Annotated in this window: 20 protein-coding genes; 10 read left to right on the top strand and 10 right to left on the bottom strand. The window is 71.9% G+C overall.

Features of this window, described 5'->3' with window-relative positions; all coding sequences use genetic code 11:
- Nucleotides 1-44 precede the first annotated feature (44 nt).
- Nucleotides 45-1,307: a mannosyl-3-phosphoglycerate synthase gene (locus OP04_RS33645; RefSeq protein WP_063746730.1), complete on the top strand. Its 1,263-nt coding sequence runs from the start codon at nt 45-47 to the stop codon at nt 1,305-1,307.
- Nucleotides 1,308-1,383: 76 nt separating this feature from the next.
- Nucleotides 1,384-2,973 (top strand): phosphoglycerate dehydrogenase, encoded by a 1,590-nt coding sequence (serA, locus tag OP04_RS33640; protein ID WP_033343935.1) that lies wholly within the window; start codon nt 1,384-1,386, stop codon nt 2,971-2,973.
- 6 nt (nt 2,974-2,979) lie between these two features.
- Here the strand turns inward: serA and OP04_RS33635 are convergent, their stop codons facing one another.
- Together OP04_RS33635 and OP04_RS33630 are read right to left on the bottom strand one after the other, a co-directional pair.
- Nucleotides 2,980-3,345 carry a hypothetical protein gene (locus OP04_RS33635; RefSeq protein WP_033343934.1) on the bottom strand — a complete coding sequence of 122 codons (366 nt, stop codon included), beginning with the start codon at nt 3,343-3,345 and terminating at the stop codon, nt 2,980-2,982.
- A gap of 465 nt (nt 3,346-3,810) precedes the next feature.
- Entirely contained in the window at nt 3,811-4,587 is a 777-nt protein-coding gene (locus OP04_RS33630) for an FAD:protein FMN transferase (RefSeq protein WP_051799478.1), read from the bottom strand.
- A gap of 187 nt (nt 4,588-4,774) precedes the next feature.
- Between OP04_RS33630 and OP04_RS33625 the strand changes: the two genes are divergently transcribed.
- The 4 genes from OP04_RS33625 to OP04_RS33610 all read left to right on the top strand — a co-directional run bounded on the left by OP04_RS33625 (nt 4,775) and on the right by OP04_RS33610 (nt 9,270).
- The gene (locus OP04_RS33625) at nt 4,775-5,803 is read left to right on the top strand and encodes a 3-isopropylmalate dehydrogenase (RefSeq protein WP_033343933.1); all 1,029 of its coding nucleotides are present in this window, start codon (nt 4,775-4,777) and stop codon (nt 5,801-5,803) included.
- A gap of 141 nt (nt 5,804-5,944) precedes the next feature.
- Entirely contained in the window at nt 5,945-7,042 is a 1,098-nt protein-coding gene (locus OP04_RS33620; protein ID WP_033343932.1) for a branched-chain amino acid aminotransferase, read from the top strand.
- A gap of 208 nt (nt 7,043-7,250) precedes the next feature.
- Nucleotides 7,251-8,210, top strand: coding sequence for an endonuclease/exonuclease/phosphatase family protein (locus OP04_RS33615; protein WP_033343986.1), 960 nt, complete (start codon nt 7,251-7,253; stop codon nt 8,208-8,210).
- Nucleotides 8,211-8,298: 88 nt separating this feature from the next.
- Nucleotides 8,299-9,270, top strand: a complete 972-nt coding sequence (locus OP04_RS33610; RefSeq protein ID WP_033343985.1) for an endonuclease/exonuclease/phosphatase family protein — start codon at nt 8,299-8,301, stop codon at nt 9,268-9,270.
- A 44-nt stretch (nt 9,271-9,314) separates the two neighbouring features.
- Here OP04_RS33610 and cimA read toward each other — a convergent pair whose 3' ends face one another.
- Complete coding sequence (gene cimA / locus OP04_RS33605; protein WP_033343931.1) at nt 9,315-10,895, bottom strand: citramalate synthase; 1,581 nt, start codon at nt 10,893-10,895, stop codon at nt 9,315-9,317.
- A 197-nt stretch (nt 10,896-11,092) separates the two neighbouring features.
- On the opposite strand from cimA, the gene OP04_RS33600 reads away from it, so the two are divergent.
- The 3 genes from OP04_RS33600 to OP04_RS33590 all read left to right on the top strand — a co-directional run bounded on the left by OP04_RS33600 (nt 11,093) and on the right by OP04_RS33590 (nt 13,029).
- Nucleotides 11,093-11,626 (top strand): carboxymuconolactone decarboxylase family protein, encoded by a 534-nt coding sequence (locus OP04_RS33600; RefSeq protein ID WP_033343930.1) that lies wholly within the window; start codon nt 11,093-11,095, stop codon nt 11,624-11,626.
- A 67-nt stretch (nt 11,627-11,693) separates the two neighbouring features.
- Nucleotides 11,694-12,218 (top strand): PRC-barrel domain-containing protein, encoded by a 525-nt coding sequence (locus tag OP04_RS33595; RefSeq protein WP_408606812.1) that lies wholly within the window; start codon nt 11,694-11,696, stop codon nt 12,216-12,218.
- A 76-nt stretch (nt 12,219-12,294) separates the two neighbouring features.
- Nucleotides 12,295-13,029, top strand: a complete 735-nt coding sequence (locus tag OP04_RS33590; protein WP_033343929.1) for a tyrosine-protein phosphatase — start codon at nt 12,295-12,297, stop codon at nt 13,027-13,029.
- 4 nt (nt 13,030-13,033) lie between these two features.
- Here OP04_RS33590 and OP04_RS33585 read toward each other — a convergent pair whose 3' ends face one another.
- Entirely contained in the window at nt 13,034-13,642 is a 609-nt protein-coding gene (locus tag OP04_RS33585; RefSeq protein WP_033343928.1) for a TetR/AcrR family transcriptional regulator, read from the bottom strand.
- A gap of 97 nt (nt 13,643-13,739) precedes the next feature.
- Here OP04_RS33585 and OP04_RS33580 point away from each other — a divergent pair, with 97 nt between their 5' ends.
- Nucleotides 13,740-14,489 carry an SDR family NAD(P)-dependent oxidoreductase gene (locus tag OP04_RS33580; protein ID WP_033343927.1) on the top strand — a complete coding sequence of 250 codons (750 nt, stop codon included), beginning with the start codon at nt 13,740-13,742 and terminating at the stop codon, nt 14,487-14,489.
- A 167-nt stretch (nt 14,490-14,656) separates the two neighbouring features.
- On the opposite strand, the gene OP04_RS33575 is transcribed toward OP04_RS33580, so the two are convergent.
- The 6 genes from OP04_RS33575 to OP04_RS33555 all read right to left on the bottom strand — a co-directional run bounded on the left by OP04_RS33575 (nt 14,657) and on the right by OP04_RS33555 (nt 20,045).
- Nucleotides 14,657-15,037 carry a response regulator transcription factor gene (locus OP04_RS33575; protein WP_051799477.1) on the bottom strand — a complete coding sequence of 127 codons (381 nt, stop codon included), beginning with the start codon at nt 15,035-15,037 and terminating at the stop codon, nt 14,657-14,659.
- A gap of 154 nt (nt 15,038-15,191) precedes the next feature.
- Nucleotides 15,192-16,532 carry a M16 family metallopeptidase gene (locus OP04_RS33570; RefSeq protein WP_033343926.1) on the bottom strand — a complete coding sequence of 447 codons (1,341 nt, stop codon included), beginning with the start codon at nt 16,530-16,532 and terminating at the stop codon, nt 15,192-15,194.
- The gene (locus tag OP04_RS33565) at nt 16,529-17,866 is read right to left on the bottom strand and encodes a M16 family metallopeptidase (protein ID WP_033343925.1); all 1,338 of its coding nucleotides are present in this window, start codon (nt 17,864-17,866) and stop codon (nt 16,529-16,531) included. The genes OP04_RS33570 and OP04_RS33565 overlap by 4 nt, the downstream gene beginning before the upstream one ends.
- Nucleotides 17,867-17,961: 95 nt before the next feature.
- The gene (locus OP04_RS33560) at nt 17,962-18,897 is read right to left on the bottom strand and encodes a pectate lyase family protein (RefSeq protein WP_033343924.1); all 936 of its coding nucleotides are present in this window, start codon (nt 18,895-18,897) and stop codon (nt 17,962-17,964) included.
- Nucleotides 18,898-18,982: 85 nt separating this feature from the next.
- Entirely contained in the window at nt 18,983-19,210 is a 228-nt protein-coding gene (locus OP04_RS53820) for a hypothetical protein (RefSeq protein ID WP_157240713.1), read from the bottom strand.
- 211 nt (nt 19,211-19,421) lie between these two features.
- Nucleotides 19,422-20,045: a DUF4360 domain-containing protein gene (locus OP04_RS33555; protein WP_033343923.1), complete on the bottom strand. Its 624-nt coding sequence runs from the start codon at nt 20,043-20,045 to the stop codon at nt 19,422-19,424.
- Nucleotides 20,046-20,091 lie beyond the last annotated feature (46 nt).

Raw genomic sequence — 20,091 nt, 5'->3', positions numbered from 1 at the left:
AGGGCGCGCCGGAACCACGGGTTCCGGCGCGCTTTCGTCTGGGTATGGACCCCGCCATGCGCCTGGAGCAGCACCTTCGAGTCGAGCGCTTCGGCGCGGTCCGCATCCACGAGCTGCAACGGGTGGTGGAGCTGGACTCGGGCCGGTCCGCGTCCGGCGCCGGTACCGTGCCCGCGGACGAGATCGGCGACGTGCTGCGCCAGATGGTGATCGTGGTGCCGTGCATGGACGAGCCGCGCCGGGTGATCGAGGGCGTGCTGGCCGGCATCCCGCACGACTGCCTGATCGTGCTGGTGTCGAACAGCGAGCGCGCGCCGCTGGACCGCTTCGAGATCGAGACGCAGTGCGTCGAGGAGTTCTGCCGGCTCGCGGAGCGCACCGCGGTCGTCGTCCACCAGGGCGATCCGGGCCTGGGCGCCGCGTTCGAGGCAGCGGGGATGCCGTCGCTGATCGACGACGCCGGGCTGGTGCGCGGCGGGCGCGGCGAGGCGATGCTGGTCGGCACCGCGATCGCGGCGATGAGCGGGCGCGCCTACGTGGGCTGCGTGGACGCGGACAACCACGTGCCCGGCGCGGTCCACGAGTACGTCACCGCGTACGCGGCCGGGCTGCGGCTGGCCGGCGGCCCGTACGCCATGGTCCGGATCCCGCGGCACCCGAGGCCGGTCGTGCGCGAGGGCCGGCTGTTCCTCGACGGCGCGGGCGGCGACGCGGAGATCGCCAACTACTTCCTGAACCGGGTGCTCGCCGACCGCTCCGGGCTCACCACCGAGATGATCGCGACCGGCGACGCGGGCGAGCGCGCGCTCAGCCTGCCGCTGGCACTGCGGCTGCGGACGGCCGGCGGGCGCGCGAGCGGGGCGTACGAGCTGGTGGACCTGTTCACGCAGTTCGGCGACCCGGACGTGGAGCCGGTGGCGGTGCTGCAGATCGAGATGCGCGACTCGCAGTCGCACGACGAGGTGGGCGGGGGCGGCGGCCCGGCACGGTGGATGGACGCGCTCGCCCCGCTCTACCACGCGCCGATCACGCCTCCGGCCGTACGCGAGGAGCTGGCCCGGTTCGTGATCGACCGTGGCGTGGCGCAGCCGCCGCCCCGGGAGTGGATCTATCCGCCACTCGCCGATCTCGCGTTCGACCTGCTGGCGGACGTGCTGCGCCGCGAGGCCGGCACGTTCCGGGAGATCGACGGGCGGGCGGTGCCGACCGGGCCGATCCTGCCGAACCCGCTCGGCACGGCCGTCGGGCGCGCCCCGGTGCCGGAGATCGACGACACGCCTGTCCCGATTGACGAGGTTCTCGACTAACGATTTATCGCCCGCGGGTACGGCGAGACCCGGCGTAATTTCATGAGATCGGTGTTGATCGATCTTGTGAGGTCTCATGACTCCCGTCGTGCTCGTCGCTGAGGAGCTCGCCCCGGCCGCGCTGGCCCTGCTCGACCAGGACTTCGACGTCCGGCACGTGGACGGCGCCGACCGTGCCGCGCTGCTGGGCGCGTTGCCCGGCGCGGACGCGGTGCTGATCCGCAGCGCCACCCGGATCGACGCGGAGGCGATCGGCGCCGCGCCCCGGCTGCGCGTGGTCGCGCGCGCCGGCGTCGGCCTGGACAACGTGGACATCCCGGCCGCGACCGCGCACGGCGTGCTGGTGGTGAACGCGCCCACCTCCAACATCGTCTCCGCTGCCGAGCAGGCCGTGGCCCTGCTGCTGGCCGTGGCCCGGCACACCGCGAGCGCGAGCGCGGCGCTGAAGGCGGGGGAGTGGCGGCGGGCCCGCTACACCGGCGTGGAGGTGGCGGGCAAGACCGTCGGCGTGGTCGGGCTCGGGCGGATCGGCGTGCTGTTCGCGCAGCGGATGGCCGCGTTCGACACCCGCCTGATCGCCTACGACCCGTACGTGCAGCCCGCCCGCGCGGCCCAGCTCGGCGTGCGCCTGGTGACGCTGGACGAGCTGCTGGCCGCCAGCGACTTCATCTCCGTCCACCTGCCGCGCACGCCGGAGACCGTGGGCCTGATCGGCGTCCGCGAGCTGTCGCTGGTCAAACCGGGTGTGCGGATCATCAACGCGGCGCGCGGCGGCCTGATCGACGAGCAGGCGCTGGCGGACGCGCTGGCCGAGGGCAGGGTGGCCGGCGCCGGCGTGGACGTCTACGCGAAGGAACCGTGCACCGCGTCGCCGCTGTTCGGCCACGACACCGTGGTCGCCACGCCGCACCTGGGCGCGTCCACGGTGGAGGCCCAGGACAAGGCCGGCCTGGCCGTGGCGCGCAGCGTGAAACTGGCGCTGCACGGCGAGTTCGTGCCGGACGCGGTGAACGTGCAGGCAGGCGGCGCGGTCGACCACGAGGTACGGCCGCTGCTGCCGCTGGCGGAACGGCTGGGGCGGGTCTTCACCGCGGTCGCCGGCGCGGTCGCCGCCAGCGTGACCGTGGAGGTGCGCGGCGCGATCGCGGCGCGGGACGTCTCGGTGCTGCGGCTGGCCGCGATGAAGGGGATGTTCACGTCCGTCGTGGCGGAGCGGGTCACCTACGTCAACGCGCCGGCCCTGGCGGCCGCGCGGGGCATGGAGATGTCGCTGGCGACCGGCGACGCGGACCGGCCGGACGAGGTGTGCCTGCACGGCGTGCTGCCGGACGGGCGGGCGCTGAGCGTCTCGGGAACCGGCGGTGGCCCGGGATCCGGAGGACGACTCACCGAGGTGGACGGTTTCGCGCTGGAGTTGGTCGCTGACGGCGTGCTGCTGTTCTTCACGTACGTGGACCGTCCCGGCGTGGTGGGCACGGTGGGTTCGATCCTGGGGCGCGCCGGGGTGAACATCGCCGGGATGCAGGTCGGGCGGCGGGCTGCCGGTGGCGAGGCGCTGATGACGCTCACGGTGGACTCAGCCGTGAGCGTGGAGCTGCTCACCGCGGCCGCGGAGGCCATCGGCGCTGCCGCCGCTAGCGCGGCGGACCTGCGCGACGACGCGTAAGGAAGATCAGTGTGGTGGGTAGGTGGTGGCCTGCGGCGGATAGACCGATCCGCCCTGTACGTCCAGAAGCATGAGATTGTGCGCCCCCGCCAATTGTTCGACGAAAAGCAGCACCTCGTCGGGACACGTCTCCACCAGCTTGATCTCCACGTGGTCGCGCGCCACGTGCAGCGGCTTCGTCGCGTACGGCGAAGCGTTGCCGGTGGCGAAACGATCGGGATATCGGGCTGTCAGGTCGGCGTAGAAGGCATTGATGCGCCGGTCGGGCACACCGGCGGTATGGATACCCGCCATGCACCTCTTATGTCCGGCCGTCACGTCGGCAGGCTCACCGGTCCGGTCAAGCGCCCAGACCACCAGGTCGAAACTCACCGGGGAAGAATGCCATCCGTTGGCGCATCGGTCATCTCGGCCCCGACCGACACGCGGGCCACGATGCTTCCGCGGGCCGCCGGGCCTTGTCATGACGGCCGATATCCCGATAGCGTGTTTGATTGGTCACACAGGGCGACCGCCTGGCCGGGACGATCGCCCATGGGGACCCGTCATCGGGTGACGGTGTCCCCGGTGTGGCCGACCGGGTGCGTTCTCCGCGACCTCCTGCACGGACCACACCCACGCCGGTCGGCCCTCGCTGTTCGTTGCCGAGTCCCGCGGGGGCCGCTCTGCTTCCGGTCGTCGCTCCGCTCCTCCGGGCTCGCCGCCACGGCCGAGGAAAGGCGGTCGCAGGCAGACACAAAGAGCGTGTCCGCCTTGCCTCGACCGCCTGCGTCTCACGACGTGGCCGGGTCACGCCGAAACGTCCGAGGGCGTCGGTGGCTGAGCCGAGCTGTGGATCTACAGGCGGCCGGTGCGGTCCAGCGCGCGGTAACCGTCGGCGGTGGGGAACCAGGTGAGCGCGGTCGGGCCGGCGGCGTAGAGCGCGATGGCGTAACCGTTGGCGGCCGAGAGCTCCGGGCCGACGACCGTGGTGATCGCGAAGCCCTCGGCCTGGCGGCCGGTGTGCGGGTCGACGATGTGGTCCCGGCGGCCGGCCGCGCCCGTGGTGGCGACCGCGCCGGAGGTCAGCTCCAGCGTCTCGATCACGCGCCGGGCATCGTACGGATCCCGGACCGCGATCTTCCACGGCCGGCCGGCGGGGGAGTGGCCGCGCACGGTCACGTCCGCACCCGCGTGGATCGCGTAGTTCTCCACGCCGGCCGCGCGCAGCCGGGCCGCGGCCCGCTCGACCGACCAGCCCTTGACCAGGCCGCTCGGGTCGAAACCGCCGGGCACGGACCACGCGTCGAACCAGCCGTCCGTCGCCGCGCGCATCAGGATGCAGCGGTCGACCAGGTCGGCGAGCGGCGCATACAGCTCCGCGGAGATCTCGCCGCGGCGGAACCGGGAGACCAGGCTCCGCTCGCGCAGCGGGCCGAACGTGGTGTCCAGCGCGCGCAGCTCCGCCACCGCGTCCGCCAGGGCCTCGCCGGCGCCGCGGCGGTCCATCGCCGGCGGGGCGGTGAAGCAGAAGGTGAACTGGTTTGCCCCGACCTGCACCTGGTGGCGGACGACGATGCCCTCGGGCCTGGTGCGGCCGAGAAGGCTGTTCCTCGTGGCGACTGTGGTGGTCATCGTGCTTCCCCCGTCGGTGACGACTCTGTCCAAGGATCACCGTAGGCTCCGAGCCTGAACCGCAGGTGGCCGCGACCTATAAGTTTCCTGTGCGTTACCGGACCGATATGTGGGACGGTCGTACCGATTGACGGGACGTGGGCGTACCGTCGGCAGGGTCTTGAATGTCGTTTTGAGGAGTGCGGGCGTGACACGGATCGCGGTGGTGGGCGGCGACGGCATCGGCCCGGAGGTGACCGCTCAGGCGATCAAGGTCATCCAGGCGGTCCTGCCCGGCGTCGACACGGTCGACTACGACCTCGGCGCCACGCGATACCACCGCACCGGCGAGGTCCTGCCGGACTCGGTCCGTGACGAGCTGGCCGGGTTCGACGCGATCCTGCTCGGCGCCGTCGGCGACCCGACCGTGCCGCCGGGCGTGCTAGAGCGCGGCCTGCTGCTCAAGATGCGCTTCGACTTCGATCAGTACGTGAACCTGCGCCCGTCGAAGCTCTGGCCCGGCACCACCGGCCCGCTCGGCGCGGTCAAGCCCGGCGAGATCGACTTCGTGGTCGTCCGCGAGGGCACCGAGGGCCTCTACGCGGGCGCCGGCGGCGTGCTGCACCGCAACACGGCGGCCGAGGTCGCCACGGAGGAGAGCCTCAACACGCGGCACGGCGTCGAGCGCGTCATCCGCGACGCGTTCGCCCGCGCGCAGCGCCGCGAGCGCCGTAAGGTCACGCTGGTGCACAAGACCAACGTGCTCACCCACGCCGGTGGTCTCTGGGCCCGCACGTTCGACGCGGTCAAGGCCGAGTTCCCGGACGTGACCACGGAATACCAGCACGTCGACGCCGCTGCCATGTTCATGGTCACCAACCCGTCGCGCTACGACGTGGTCGTGACCGACAACCTCTTCGGTGACATCCTCACCGACATCGCGGCGGCCGTCACCGGCGGCATCGGGCTCGCGGCCAGCGGCTGCATCAACCCGGAGCGCCGGTTCCCGTCCATGTTCGAGCCGGTGCACGGCTCCGCGCCGGACATCGCGGGCAAGGGCGTGGCCGACCCGGCCGCGGCCGTGCTCTCCGCGTCACTGCTCCTGGACCACCTGGGGCACCCCGACGCGGCCGCCCGAGTAACCGAGGCGGTCGCCGGCGAGCTGGCCGCCCGTACCCCGGGGGCACCGCTGCGCACCGCCGACGTCGGTGACCGGCTGGCTGCTGCTGCCTCCTGACAGCTTCGTACCATCCGGTCGTAACGCCCTTCTTCCGCAGGGTCGTCCGGCCGGCTGCCGATCACGGCCCTGCGTGCCCTTGAACGACCGTTCGGGGTAAGTTTCAGCAAACCGTGACGTGCATATGGAGGTACCAGCGCTATGAGCGGTGGTGACAAGCTCGACTTCGAGATCCGTCCGAATCCCGCCCCGGTAGCCGCCGCTGACCGCGCCGCGCAGTTGGTGAACCCGGGATTCGGGCGCATCTTCACCGACCACATGGTCACCGTGCGCTACGCCGAGGGCAAGGGCTGGTACGACGCCCGCGTCGAGCCCCGCGCGCCGATCCCGATGGACCCGGCGTCCGCGGTGCTGCACTACGCGCAGGAGATCTTCGAGGGGCTGAAGGCGTACACCACGGCCGACGGCGGCGTCTCGATCTTCCGCCCGGAGGCGAACGCACAGCGTTTCAACCTGTCCGCCGACCGGATGTCCATGCCCGCGCTGCCCGAGCAGGCGTTCCTCGACTCGCTGCGCGAGCTGGTCACGATCGACCGGGACTGGATCCCGACCGACGCGGACGGCAGCCTCTACCTGCGGCCGTTCATGTACGCCAGCGAGGTCTTCCTCGGTGTCCGCCCCGCCCGCGAGTACCTGTACCTGGTCATCGCGTCCCCGGTCGGCGCGTACTTCTCCGGCGGCGTCAAGCCGGTCACCGTCTGGGTCTCGCCCGACTACACGCGCGCGGCCCCCGGCGGCACCGGCGCGGCCAAGTGCGGCGGCAACTACGCCGCGTCCCTGGCCGCCCAGGCCGAGGCGATCGAGGCCGGCTGCGACCAGGTCGTCTTCCTGGACGCGGTCGAGCAGAAGTACGTCGACGAGCTCGGCGGCATGAACATCTTCTTCGTCTTCGACGACGGCACCCTGGTCACGCCGCCGCTCACCGGCACCATCCTCCCCGGCATCACGCGCGAGTCGGTCATCACGCTCGCCCGCGAGGCCGGCCACGAGGTCGTCGAACGCCCGATCAGCTTCGACGAGTGGCGTGCCGGTGCGGAGTCCGGCCGCATCCGCGAGGCCTTCGCCTGTGGCACCGCCGCCGTCATCACCCCGATCGGCACGGCCCGCTTCCCGTCCGGCGAGTTCACCATCGGCGGCGCCGTCTCCGGCGAGGTCACCATGTCCCTGCGCCAGCAGCTGGTCGACATCCAGCGCGGCTCCGCCCCCGACACCCACGGCTGGATCCACAAGATCCTCTGAGTGCCGCGGCCGGTCACGATGGGCGCTTCCGCTTACGGAAGCGCCCATTTTTTTGTTTACGCCTCCCTTGTCCGTACCGGATGCAGTAACACTCGGTGCAGTATCGGTGGATGCCGCGTTGATCAACACGGCTAGAGTCCGCGGCATGGAATCGCAGATCGAGCCGGTGACGGCGCCGCAGGTGCGTGGACGGGCGCGGTGGGCCGGGGTGGTCTGCTGGGCGGCGGTGGTCCTGCTGGTGGCGTGGGCGGGAGTGCGGGTGGGCGGGCTCGACTACGGCCCGCTCGTGCAACTGCTCGCGTTCACGCCGTACGTCGCGGCGGGGGCGTTCGGCGTGGCCGTGGTCGCGTTGCTGCTGCGGAGGCGGGCCGCGGGGATCGTCGCGCTGCTGGCCGGTGCGGTGCTGGTCTCGCTGGTGGCGCCGCGGGCGATTCCGGACTCCGACCGCGGGGAAGGCGGCGGGCCGCGGATCCGGGTGCTCACCGTGAACGTGCTCGGTGGCGCGGCCGACCCGGCCGAGATCATCGCGCTGGTCGACGCGCAGGACGTGGACGTGCTCGCGCTGCAGGAGCACACGCCGCTGCTGGACGCCGCGCTGACCGCGGGCGGGATCGGCGGGCGGCTGCCGTACCAGCAGACGAATCCGGAGGAGGGCACCAGCGGCTCCGGCATCTACTCGCGGCACCCGCTGCGCGACGGCGGCACGCACCGGTACCCGTCGCCGTCGTCGGTGGCGCCGTACCTGGGGCACTCCGCGTCGTACGCCACCGTCGCGGTGCCCGGGGCGCAGCCGCTGCTGGCCGAGTCCGTACACCCGATGGCGCCGTGGAGTCCGCTGGTCAGTGACGACTGGCGCACGGATCTGACCGCGCTCACCCCGGCCACGCCGGACGGGCCGGTACGCATGCTGCTCGGCGACTTCAACGCCACGCTGGACCACTCGCCGCTGCTCGGGCTGCTGGCGACCGGCTACCGGGACGCGGCCGCGGTGGACGGCAGCGGGCTGACCGGCACCTGGGGGCCGTACGCCGGCGCGATCGTCCCGCCGGTCACGCTCGACCACGTGCTGGTGGATCACCGGGTACGGGTGGAGAGCGTCGAGGTCTTCGGCGTCGGCGGTTCGGACCACCGGGCGGTGCTGGCCGTGCTCACCCTGCCGGCCCTCTGACGGTTCCGGCCGTCCGTAACGTTGCGTCGGATGACGCACAGCGGCGTTTCGTGGCGGGCGGCGCCGATTCGCCGCTAGCGTGCCGGACATGAGTGTGGATCTTTCTGTGGTGTCGAGGAGGACCGCGCTCTGCTGGATCGCCGCGGTGCCGGGTGCGGTGTGGGCGGTGGTGCGCGGGCTCGGGCTGGACCACGGTCCGGTCATTCAGCTGATCGCGTTCACGCCCTACGTCACCGCGGGCGCGCTGGTCGTCGCCGTGGTGACGCTGGTGCTGCGCCGGTGGCGGCCCGCGGTGCTCGCGGTGCTGGCCGCGACCGCGCTGACCGCGATGGTGCTGCCCCGCGCGCTGCCGGACGCGGACCGAGGGGCGGGCGGCGGGCCGGAGCTGCGGGTGATGACGTCGAACGTGCTGGGCGGCGGCGCGGATCCGGACGCGCTGGTCGCGCTGATCCGCGCGTACGAGGTGGACGTGCTGGCGATCCAGGAGTTCACCCAGGACGTGGCGGACGAGCTGGAGGCGCGCGGGGCCGGCGCGCTGCTGCCGTACCGGCAGCTGCACCCGATCAACTCGGCCGCCGGGTCCGCGCTCTACTCGCGGTACCCGCTCACGGACGTGGGTGTCCGGGTGCACACGTCCGGGTTCGCGCAGGCCTACGGGACGGTGAGCGTGCCGGGGGCGGTGCCGGTGCTGGCCGAGTCCGTGCATCCGATGGCGCCGTGGGGTGCGCCGGTGCTCGACGACTGGCGGGAGGATCTGGGCAACGAGCCGCGGGCCATGCCGGACGGGCCGGTGCGGTTGCTGCTCGGCGACTTCAACTCCACGCTGGACCACTCGCCGCTGCGCGCGCTGGTCGCGTCCGGCTACCGGGACGCGGCGGATGCCACGGGCATGGGGCTGGCCGGGACGTGGGGGCCGTACGACGGTGACCCGATCCCGCCGGTCCAGCTCGACCACGTGCTGGCGGACGCGCGCATCCGGATCGAGTCGCTGCGGGTCCTGCGCCTGCCCGGCTCCGACCACCGCCCGGTCCTGGTCACCATGACGCTGCCGCCGGGCTGACGTACCGTGGCGGGGGTGTCTTTGAAAGACCCCCCCGCCGCACGTCATGCCGGGTGGTTCACGCCGTAGGTCAGCGCGTCGACCAGCGCATGCCACGATGCCTCGACCACGTTCTCGTGCACGCCGACCGTGGTCCAGCCGCCGTCCTGGGCCGCCTTCGTGCCGACCAGCACGCGGGTGACCGCGGCCGTGCCGTGCGAGCCCTCCAGGATGCGGACCTTGTAGTCGGCCAGTTCGAACGTGGCCAGTGCCGGGTAGTGCGCGGAGAGCGCCTGCCGCAGCGCCTCGTCCAGCGCGTTGACCGGGCCGTTGCCCTCGGCGGTGGCGATCACGCGCTCGTCGCGGACGCGGACCTTCACGGTCGCCTCGGAGACCACCGCACCGTCCTCCCGGTGCTCCACGATCACCCGGTACGACTCCAGCGCGAACGGCCGGACCGGCTCCGCGCCCGGCAGTTCGGAGCGGACCAGCAGCTCGAACGAGGCGTCCGCGGCCTCGAAGCTCCAGCCCTCCGCCTCCAGCTCCTTGACCCGCTTGGTGACCCGGGACAGCGCCTCCGGCTGCCCGGCCAGGTCGACACCGAGCTCGCGTGACTTGAGCTCGATGCTGGCCCGGCCGGCCATCTCGGTGACCAGGATGCGCATGTCGTTGCCGACCACGGACGGGTCGACATGGTTGTAGAGCACCGGGTCCACTTTGATCGCGCTCGCGTGCAGCCCCGCCTTGTGAGCGAATGCCGCGGCCCCGACGTAGGCCTGGTGGGTGTCGGGGGCGATGTTGGCGATCTCGGCGATGCCGTGCGAGACGCGCATCGCCTTCTCCAGGCAGCCGTCCGGTAGGACGGGCAGCCCGAGCTTGAGTTGCAGGTTGCCGACCACGGCGAACAGGTCTGCGTTGCCGGGACGCTCGCCGTACCCGTTGGCGGTGCACTGGAAGTGCTTCACGCCGGCCTCGACCGCGGCGATCGTGTTCGCGACCGCGCAGGAGGTGTCGTTCTGGCAGTGGATGCCGAGCCGGTCCGGCTCGATGCCGAGCTTCCCGGTCAGTTCGGAGATCGCGGCCGTGATCCGGGACGGGACCATGCCGCCGTTCGTGTCGCACATGACCACGCGCTCGGCGCCGGCCTCCAGCGCGGCCGCGACCACGGACGCGGTGTAGCCGGGGTCGAAGCGGAAGCCGTCGAAGAAGTGCTCGCAGTCGAGGAAGACGCGGCGGCCGTGGGCGACGAAGTGGGCGACGCTGTCCCGGACCATCGCCAGGTTCTCGTCCCCGGTGGTGCGCAGCGCACGCTCCACGTGCCGGATGTCGGACTTGGCGACCAGGCAGACGACCGGCGCCTCGGAGTCGAGCAGCGCCTGGACCTGCGGGTCCTCGGCCACGTCCACGCCGGCCTTGCGGGTGGCGCCGAACGCGACCAGTTTCGCGTGCTTCAGGTTCAGCTCGGTGCGGGCCCTGCGGAAGAACTCGGTGTCCTTCGGCATCGCGCCGGGCCAGCCGCCCTCGATGAAGCCGACGCCGAACTCGTCGAGCAGCCGCGCGACGGCGAGCTTGTCGACGACCGAGAAACTGATCCCCTCGCGCTGCGCGCCGTCGCGGAGCGTCGTGTCGAACACCTGGTAGGTCATGGCTAGTACCTTCTTTGTCTGGCGTGAGCGGACCAACAAAAAGACCCCCCGCGGTCGCGGGAGGTCTGCGCACTCGGCGAGGGGATGCCGGTGCGCTAGGTGCCAATAATCAGGACGTAGGAAGTCACGTTGGAAAGCTTGCCACCGTTGTCCATGATTCGGTGGCAGAAACCCACGATCCGGGACGGACCTTCAGGGTGAACCTCTCTGAACTGCAAGAATCGCTCCCCGCGTACGCCGGCGATCTCCGGGAGAACCTCACGCGCGTGCTGCGGGAGACGCCGCTGACCGACGTGCAGGCGTGGGGTGCGGCGCTGGCGTGCGCGATCGCGTCCCGGAGCGCGACCGTGGTGCGCGTGCTCGCGGCCGAGGCGTCCGCGCGCCTCGCACCGCCGGTGGTGGCGCAGGCGAAGGCGGCCGCGTCGATCATGGCGATGAACAACGTCTACTACCGCGCGCAGCACATGATCGGCGCCACCCACCCGGTCGGCCTGCGCATGCGCGTGATCACCTCGCCCGTGCTCGCCGCCGCCGGCGTCACCCGGGCCGACTTCGAGCTGTGGTGCCTGGCCGTGTCCGCGATCGCCGGCTGCGAGGTCTGTCTGAAAAACCATGACCAGGGGGTACGCCGGGCGGGGCTTCCCGGGACGGCCGTGCCCGAGGCGTTGCGGATCGCGGCCGTGGTGCACGCGACCGCGGTCACCGTCGACGCGTCGGAGGCGCTGGGTTAGATCCGCCGGACGCCGGGTATGTCGAATGGCGACAGAGCAAGCAGTCGAGAAGAGGAGGAAAGCCATCATGACCGGCCCTACACCTCAGACGACGAACGCGTACGACACCCCGTTCCAGTCGCCCGCGCCCGAGACTCTCGGCCACGACTCCGTGACCACCGAGGCGACGGGCACCACGTTCACCGGCGCGACGCCGGCGGGCGCGGTGGGCAACAGCGGCACCTGGGACGCCTGGGCCTACCGGGAGGACGCCGGCGTGACCGGCGCCGCCCTGGCCGGCTACAAGGTGGAGGCGACCGACGGGCACATCGGCAAGGTCGATTCGGCCAGCACCGAGGTCGGCGCCGGATACCTGGTGGTCGACACCGGGCCGTGGATCTTCGGTAAGAAGGTCATGCTTCCGGCCGGCGTCGTCAACAACGTGGACCACGACGACCACAAGGTCTACGTGGACCGCACGAAGGAGCAGATCAAGTCCGCTCCGGAGTACGACGACGACCGTCACGGTGACCCGGTCTACCGGGACAAGGTAGGCGGGTACTACGGCGACTCGTACGCGACGCCGAGTCAGATCGCGCCGCCGCGGATGTAGTCGCGGCGACGGGTACGACGGCCGGTGGGGCTGCAGCCCCACCGGCCGTACCCCGTCCTGCACTAAGGTTTCCGGGGTGGAGACGACGCGTAGCTACCCCTTCTCGGCCACGTTCAACTTCCGCGACGTCGGCGGCTACCCCGGCCTGGACGGCCGCACGGTCCGCTGGCGGCGGCTCTTCCGATCCGACTCGCTGCACCGGCTCGACGCCGCCGACGAGGCCGCGTTCCGTGAGCTGGGCGTGCGCACCGTGATCGATCTCCGGCGGCCGCACGAGATCACCCGCGACGGCCGGGTCCCGGAGCACTTCGGCCTCGACTACCACCACATCCACCCGGAGCACGCGGAGTGGGAGGACACGCCGTTCGAGGGCAGCGGCCTGACGAACGCGCGCTGGATGGCCGACCGCTACCGCGACATGGCCGAGACCGGCGCCGCGGGCTGGGCCGAGGCCCTGACGCTGATCGCCCGCGACGCGTCCGCGCCCGTGGTGGTGCACTGCGTGGCCGGCAAGGACCGCACCGGCATCACGGTCGCGCTGACGCTGGGCCTGCTCGGCGTGGCGGACGAGGACATCATCGCGGACTACGCGCTGAGCACGGAGGCGTCGGCCCGCTTCAGTGCGCACGTGCGGTCGACCTGGGCCGGCACGGGGGCGTACCCGACGCCGTTCTTCGGCTCGGAGCCCGAGACCATCGCCGCGTTCCTCACCGAGCTGCGGGAGAAGTACGGCTCCGTCGAGGCGTACGCGCTGCACGCCGGCCTGGCCCCGGCGGCGATCGACGCCATGCGGAGCCACCTGCTCACCTGAGGAATCAGGCCGGCGGCCAGTTGCGGACGGCGGCGTCGGCCAGTTGCTGCAGCTCCGCGCGGGTCGCACCGGCCGACGCCTGCACGGCCAGGCCGTCCGCGGTCATCATCAGATAGCGGGCGAGCAGGTCCGGATCGGACGCCGCGGGCAGGTCGCCGTCGTCGATCGCCCGCTGGAACCGGTCGCGCAGCGTGGACCGGCTCTCCAGCTGCCAGGCGCGGAGGACGTCGCGCAGCGGCTGGTTGAGGTGGCCGGCGGCCATGAACGCCTGGGTGGACAGACAGCCGGGCGGCCCGCCGGGCCAGGTGCTCGCCCGCACCGAGCCGGTCAGATAGGCCGTGGCCACCTCGCGTGACGTCGGCTCCGTGAGCGCGCTGACCGCGTAGGAGGCCGGGCCCTCGTTGTAGCGGAGCAGCGCCTTCCGGAACAGGTCGTCCTTGTTGCCGAAGGCGGCGTAGAGGCTCGTCTTGGTGATGCCCATCGCGCGGGCCAGGTCGCTCAGGCTGACCCCGTCGTAGCCCCGGCCCCAGAACACCAGCATGGCCTTGTCCAGCGCCTCGTCCGCGTCGAAGCCTCGCGGCCGTCCCACCGGTGCGCGCTGCAGGTCTGTCACGTCGCGATCATACGTCCTTCTGTTCCGCCCGGAACACAACTGCTACAGTTCTGTTCCGTTCCGACCGGAACAGAATTATCTCCGAGGGGATGACGTCATGAACCGACTCGCAGGAAAGACCGCCGTCATCACCGGTGGCGGCACGCGCGGCATCGGCCGGGCCACGGCCGCGCGGTTCGTGGCCGAGGGCGCGCACGTGTTCATCATCGGCCGCCGGAAGGCCGAACTGGACGAGGCGGTCGAGGCCATCGGCGACGGCGTCACGGCCGTGGCCGGCGACATCACCGACCCGGCCGACCTGGACCGGCTCTACGACGCGGTCCGCGCGCACGGTACGGGGCTGGACGTGGTGTTCGCCAACGCGGCCGCCGCGTCCTGGGACACGATCGAGACGATCACCGCGGAGGAGCTCGGCCGCGTCTTCGGCGTCAACGTCACCGGCACGATGCTGACCGTGCAGAAGGCGCTGCCGCTGCTCAACGAGGGTGCCTCGGTGATCCTCAACGCGTCCACCGCGGCGGACAACGCGGTCGCGGGGTTCGGCGCGTACTCCGCGTCCAAGGCCGCGATCCGGTCCTACGCGCGGACCTGGGCGAACGAGCTCAAGGGCCGCGGCATCCGGGTCAACGCCATCTCGCCGGGGCCGACCGACACCTCCGGCATGACCGAGCTCGCCGGCGAGGAGAACGCACCGGCCTTCAAGGCGCACGAGGCCGCCCGCATCGCCATCGGCCGCCTGGCGCATCCGGACGAGATCGCGGCCGCGGTCGCGTTCCTGGCCTCGTCCGACAGCAGCTTCATGCTGGGCGCCAACCTCTACGTGGACGGCGGCGAGAACCAGATCTGATCACACGGGGGTACGGATGGGCGCTCCCACGCCCGGAATCGCCCCGGACGGGTTTTGACCGTGCGCCCACGGCAATGGCAGGGAGGAGCGCCAGCGACGACCGGTGTCGCCGGGAGGCCTCGGCAGGTGATGTGAGACCAACTGGGTAAATAAAAGGGTTTTGCTGTTCAGCCCGCCAGTGCGCGCACGTGGGCGACCAGATCGGCCAGCGCGAACGGCTTGGTCATGTAGTCGGCGGACACCTCGGCCGCGCGGCGGCGGTTGTCCGTGCTGTCGCGGGCGGTGAGGAACAGCACCGCCGGCGGGGCGTCGGAGGCGCGCATCTCGTCGGCCACGTCGAAGCCGTTCTTGCCGGGCATCATCACGTCCAGCACCACGACGTCGGGGTGGACGGTCGCGGCCGTGGCCACGGCCCGGACACCGTCCGGTGCGGTGACGACCTCGAAACCGGCCGCACGCAGCGTCATCGAGAGAAGCTGCCTGATGTTCGCGTCGTCGTCGGCTACCAGGACCCGGCCGGACGTCCCTGTCCGTGCGCCACTGACCATGGCAGGGACCCTGCCAAACAAGCCTGCGCCTGGGGTGAAGCAATGCTGTGAGACAGCTGTGAGCCGCTCGCTAAAAGGGGAGAAACGGACATCCCCACCCGTTGGAGTGGGCACCCCGGCCCGCCCGGTTCACCGGGCGGGCCGGGGAGACGGGTCAGCCGTCCACGACCTCGCCGAGGCCGGTGGCCACCAGGTCGTCGCGGATCACGGCGGCGTCACCCTCGACCACCATGGTCAGGCCGCGCGGGTGCAGGTGGGCGGCCGCGGCGGCGGAGACCTCGTCCACGGTGGCGGACAGCAGCGACTCGCGCAGGCGCGGGTAGTAGTCGTCCGGCAGGCCGTGCACGACCAGCGTGGCCAGCGCGCCGGCGATCGCGCCCGGCGTCTGCATCTCGACCGAGAGCTGACCGGCCCGCCAGGAGCGCGCCACCGCCAGCTCGTCCTCGGTCACGCCGCCGGACTGGGTGCGGCTCGTCTCGCCGATCGTGTCGACCAGCGCGGGCGCGGTGAACTTCGTCTGCACCCCGGCGCTGATCAGCAGCCGGCCGAAGCGCCGGGCCAGGCCGAAGTCGCCGCGGATGCCGTACGTGTACCCGCGAACCTCTCGGATCAGGTGGTTCAGCCGGGACGTGAACGCGCCGCCGAGCACGGTGCCGGTGAGCGTCATCGGCACGTAGTCCGGGTGCGCCCGGTGCGGCGCCCGGTGGCCGAGTCGCAGCGTGGACTGCACGGAGCCGGGCCGGTCCACCAGGATGATCTTCCGGGTGTCCGCGATCGGCACGTCCAGCGGGCCGGTCGTCTCGATCTCGGACGGCACGGTCCCGGCGAACGCGGTCGCGGCCAGCGCGTCCAGGTCCAGCACGTCCAGGTCGCCGACGACGACCAGCACGCCGGGCCGGGTCAGCCAGCTGCGGTGGAACGCGGTCACGTCGTCCACGGTCACGGCCGCGACCGAGGCCGGATCGCCGTGCAGCGGGCGGCCGTAGCGCTCGCCGGCGCCGAACAGGTCGGCCCGCAGCGCCGCGTCCGCGCGCGGGCCGGGCGAGGCCCAGTCCATCTTCAGGCCGGTGACCTCGTCGTCGCGGACCCGCTCCACGTCGGCCGGGCGCAGCGCGGGCGTGCGGGCCGCCTCCGCGACCAGCTCCAGCGCGCGCGGCAGCAGGTGCGCGGGCGCGGACGTGCCGACCATGAACGTGTCCCAGTCGGCCGAGGTGGACAGCTCCGCGCCCAGGCCCTCCAGCGCCAGCGCGTACGCGGTGGCGTCGCGCGACGCGGTGCCCTCCTCCAGCGCCTTCGCCACCACGGACGCGAGCCCCTCGCGGCCGGCCGGCTCGTGCCCGGCACCGCCGTCGAGCAGCAGCGTCGCGACGGAGAGCGCCTGGCCGGGCAGGTGCGCCGCGATCACGCGCCCACCGGCGATGTCCCGGCGGACGATCCGGGGGAACGTGTACGGCCGCGGCGCGCCGGTGCCGGGCCGCTCGGAAACCAGCGTCACTTGTCGTTCTCCTCAGACTCGGCGGCCTCGGTTGCGGGCAGGTAGACCAGCGTGACGCGGCTCTGCGCGGACAGCAGCGCCGCGGCGGAGGCCCGCAGCTCGTCCGCGGTCACGGACAGCCAGGACGGCAGCTGCCCGCCGATCCGTGCCGGGTCGCCGAGCTGCGTCGCGTACCGCCCGAGCAGGTCGGACCGGCCGCCCGCGGTGGACACCTGCCGCCACCACTGGGTGGTGAGCAGCGCCTTCGCCCGGTCGATCTCGTCGTCCGTGATGTCGCCGGCGGCCAGCTCCGCCAGCACCGCGGTCAGGCCGGCCTCCAGCGCGTCAGCGTCCACGCCGTCCTTCGCGGTGGCGGAGATGATCACCGGCGCGGGCGCGTAGGCCAGGTCCACACCGTAGGCGCCGATGTTGTCCGGCTGGGCCAGCCGGGCCTCGTCGACCAGCCGCCGGTAGAGACGGCTGCCACGGCCGCTGCCGAGGATGCCGGCCAGCACGGTGACCACGTCGTAGTCGCGGGTGCCGAACGGCGCGGTGCGGTGCGACAGGTAGAGGCGCGGCGCGGGCACCTCGGACCGGACGACCTCGCGGGCCGGCTCGGTCAGGCCGCCGGGCAGCGCGGACTCCGGCGCCGGCGGGATCTCGCCGCGCTCGATCGTGCCGAAGTACTTCTCCGCGAGCGCGAAGACCTCGGCCGCGGTGGTGTCGCCGACCACGGTCAGGACCGCGTTGTTCGGCCGGTAGTAGGTGGTGTGGAACGCCTGGAACGTGGCCAGGTCCGCCGCGTTCAGATCCTCCATCGAGCCGATGGTGGAGTGGTGGTACGGGTGGCCGGCCGGGTAGAGCAGCGGGAGCAGGCGCAGCCAGGCGTCGCCGTAGGGCACGTTCTCGTACCGCTGGCGGCGCTCGTTCTTCACCACCTCGCGCTGGTTGTCCAGCGTCTCCTGGGTGAGCGCCGGCACCAGGCCGCCCATCCGGTCCGCCTCCAGCCAGAGCGCGAGCTCCAGGTGCTCGGCCGGGACGGTCTCGAAGTAGTTGGTCCGGTCCGGGTTGGTGGTCGCGTTGAGCGAGCCGCCGGAGCCCTGGATCAGTTTCATGTGCTCGGTCTTCGCCACGTGCACGGACCCCTCGAACATCAGGTGCTCGAAGAGGTGGGCGAAACCGGTCTGGCCGTCCGGCTCGTGGCGGGAACCGACGTCGTACCAGAGGTTCACGGCGACGACGGGCGCGGCGTGGTCCTCACTGACCACCACCCGCAGCCCGTTGGCGAGCCGGGTGGTCTCGATGGGCCACGGGTACCCGGTCGTCGGTGCACCGGGCGGGTTTGCAGACGGCACGCAGCCTCCCTCTCACAGTCAGGTTTCCCAGTATTCACCGCCGCCCGCCGGGAGAGGGGGTGGTACGCGCAGGGCGTACCACCCGAAGGGGTGTGTCAGATGCGCCCGTGGCCGGCACCGGCCCGGACCAGCGCGGGCACGGACGAGGGCGCGTCGAGCGTGTACGCGTAGTACGTGGACGGCTCGACCACCGTGCCGGACACCTCCAGCGCGCCGGAGTTCACCAGCGTGTTGTTGCGCGCCACGGCCCGGCCCGGCCCGGAATCGGCGTAGCCGCTCGCGGAGAAGAGCGGATGCGGCACGTTCTCGAAGTAGTTGCCCTCGACGACCAGGCCCGCGTTCTCGGTGGAGGCGGCGCCGTACGACGTGTTGTTCAGGAAGTAGTTGTTGTAGACGTGCACCGGCTCGCCGAACCGCACCCGCGGATGCCGCTGGACGCTGTTGTCGAACCAGTTGTGGTGGATGCTGACCCGCAGGTGGCCAACGTCGGTGCCGGCCGCGCCGTCCGAGTGGCTGATCAGCATGGACTTGTCCGAGTGGTCGAAGTGGTTCCAGCTGACCGTGACGAAGTCGGACCCGCGGACGATGTCCACCGAGCCGTCGACCGCGCCGCGGAACGTGTTGTGATCGATCCAGATGTGGTGCGACTCCTGCCCGACGTTGACCGCGTCGTCCTCCGCGTTCGTGAAGAGCAGATTCCGGACGATCACGTTGTACGACCGGTAGAAGTCCAGCCCGCCGCCGTCGATGCGCCCGTTCGTACCGATGCCGATGATCGTCTTGTGCGGCCGGACGCCCTGCTTGCTGGTGATCTGGATCAGCCCGTTCACCTGGATGACCAGCGGTCCGACGGTGTCGATGTAGCCGAGGAACTGGTCCGCGGTCGTCGCGGTGACCGTGGGGCCGCCCGCGCCGCCGGTGGTGCCGGTGCCCAGCGAGGCGAAGCCGGTGGGGGCCGGGTCGGCCGCCGCCCGGGGAACGCCGGGGAGCGCGAGCACGAGCGGGGTGGCCAGGAGGGTGCGGCGTCGCATGGTCTGCCTCTCGATCGGGGTGGCGGCACGGCGATGCGCCGGGCCGATCCTCGGGTGGCAGACCCCTCGGTGTCCGCGGCGGACGTTACGCGCGGTCGACCATCGATGTCAATCGATGAAAAGGGATCGCGGCGTTTATGCCGGATTTGCGGCTCGTGTTGCCCGGTGCTTCCGGGAGGTCGCGTTTGTCAAGATCGTCACCGGCGTCTCCCCGCAGGGCTTCGCGGATGCGGAAGCGGCCATAGCGGCTGCTCAGAGCGTGCGGAGCCGGGCCGTCGACGGCGGGGTCACCGTGCAGCTGGATGAATTCCACCAGGACCCGCACCGCCGACTACGTCCACGGCCGCTTCGGCTGACCAAAGATCAAGATCAAATTCATCTTCCCGCTTCCGCGGTGGTCACTTTCCGCATGCTCCCGCGGGCACCGGTCGTCGCTGGCGCTCCTCCCTGCCGGGTCCGTGGGTGGCAGGACCCGAGCGCCCGCGACGGCCGGTACGAGCGCGCGGACGAGGGATTTCGAACGGTCAGCGCGCGAGGCACGGCCGAGCACTGCCGAGGCTGCCGTCCAGCGAGTCCAGCCCCGCGGCGCTCCGGCCCTGCGGGCCCGAGGTGCCCGCCTCAAGGGACAGGTCGATCCTCGCGGTGAACGTCCACGGTCCGCTGCCGCACGGAGACGCCGGAAGCGATGCGGCCGTGGTCTGATCGGTGCCGGCCCAGGGCTTGTCGGACGGGCCCTTCACCGTGCTCCGCAGCGGGCGGAGGTTCTTGCCGTCCGACCACGAGTAGGTGGTCTTCCGATGCAGCCACGCGCCGGCCGCGAGCGAGGCGAAACCCCGCTGCGCGATGCTGCCGATCGTGACGGACGTGTCGGCCGGCAACGCCACGGTGGCGCTGATCAGACACGTGCGCTCGCGGTCCGCCTTGGTGGCGGCAGCACCCGTCTCGGCCGCGAACTCGGCGAACGTGACGGTGAACTCGGTCCCGTCCGGCGTGATGGCCACCGTGGCCGATCCGGCGGGGCAGCCCGTGCCGGCCGTCGAGACGTGCCGGAACTGCGGCGCGGCGGTCGTGGCCGGCTCCGCGGTCCGGGCGCCTGCCGTGGTGGTCAGCGCCAGCAGGGCCGCGCCGATGGTCAAGGTGTGTCGCATGTGCCTGATCCGATGCGGTCTCGTGCGGACGTGGAAGGGGCGCCGC

The sequence above is a fragment of the Catenuloplanes japonicus genome (genome assembly GCF_000717135.1).
In the GTDB taxonomy this organism is placed as follows: domain Bacteria; phylum Actinomycetota; class Actinomycetes; order Mycobacteriales; family Micromonosporaceae; genus Catenuloplanes; species Catenuloplanes japonicus.
The sequence above is the reverse complement of the archived record's forward strand: the minus strand, read 5'-3'. Positions and strand labels throughout refer to the sequence as shown.

Excerpts from the sequence above, each read along its gene's own strand:
- OP04_RS33645 (WP_063746730.1), top strand. The coding sequence starts at position 45 with ATGGACCCCGCCATGCGCCTGGAGCAGCACCTTCGAGTCGAGCGCTTC.
- serA (WP_033343935.1), top strand. The coding sequence starts at position 1,384 with ATGACTCCCGTCGTGCTCGTCGCTGAGGAGCTCGCCCCGGCCGCGCTG.
- OP04_RS33630 (WP_051799478.1), bottom strand. The coding sequence starts at position 4,587 with ATGACCACCACAGTCGCCACGAGGAACAGCCTTCTCGGCCGCACCAGG.
- OP04_RS33620 (WP_033343932.1), top strand. The coding sequence starts at position 5,945 with ATGAGCGGTGGTGACAAGCTCGACTTCGAGATCCGTCCGAATCCCGCC.
- OP04_RS33610 (WP_033343985.1), top strand. The coding sequence starts at position 8,299 with ATGAGTGTGGATCTTTCTGTGGTGTCGAGGAGGACCGCGCTCTGCTGG.
- cimA (WP_033343931.1), bottom strand. The coding sequence starts at position 10,895 with ATGACCTACCAGGTGTTCGACACGACGCTCCGCGACGGCGCGCAGCGC.
- OP04_RS33595 (WP_408606812.1), top strand. The coding sequence starts at position 11,694 with ATGACCGGCCCTACACCTCAGACGACGAACGCGTACGACACCCCGTTC.
- OP04_RS33580 (WP_033343927.1), top strand. The coding sequence starts at position 13,740 with ATGAACCGACTCGCAGGAAAGACCGCCGTCATCACCGGTGGCGGCACG.
- OP04_RS33575 (WP_051799477.1), bottom strand. The coding sequence starts at position 15,037 with ATGGTCAGTGGCGCACGGACAGGGACGTCCGGCCGGGTCCTGGTAGCC.
- OP04_RS33560 (WP_033343924.1), bottom strand. The coding sequence starts at position 18,897 with ATGCGACGCCGCACCCTCCTGGCCACCCCGCTCGTGCTCGCGCTCCCC.
- OP04_RS33555 (WP_033343923.1), bottom strand. The coding sequence starts at position 20,045 with ATGCGACACACCTTGACCATCGGCGCGGCCCTGCTGGCGCTGACCACC.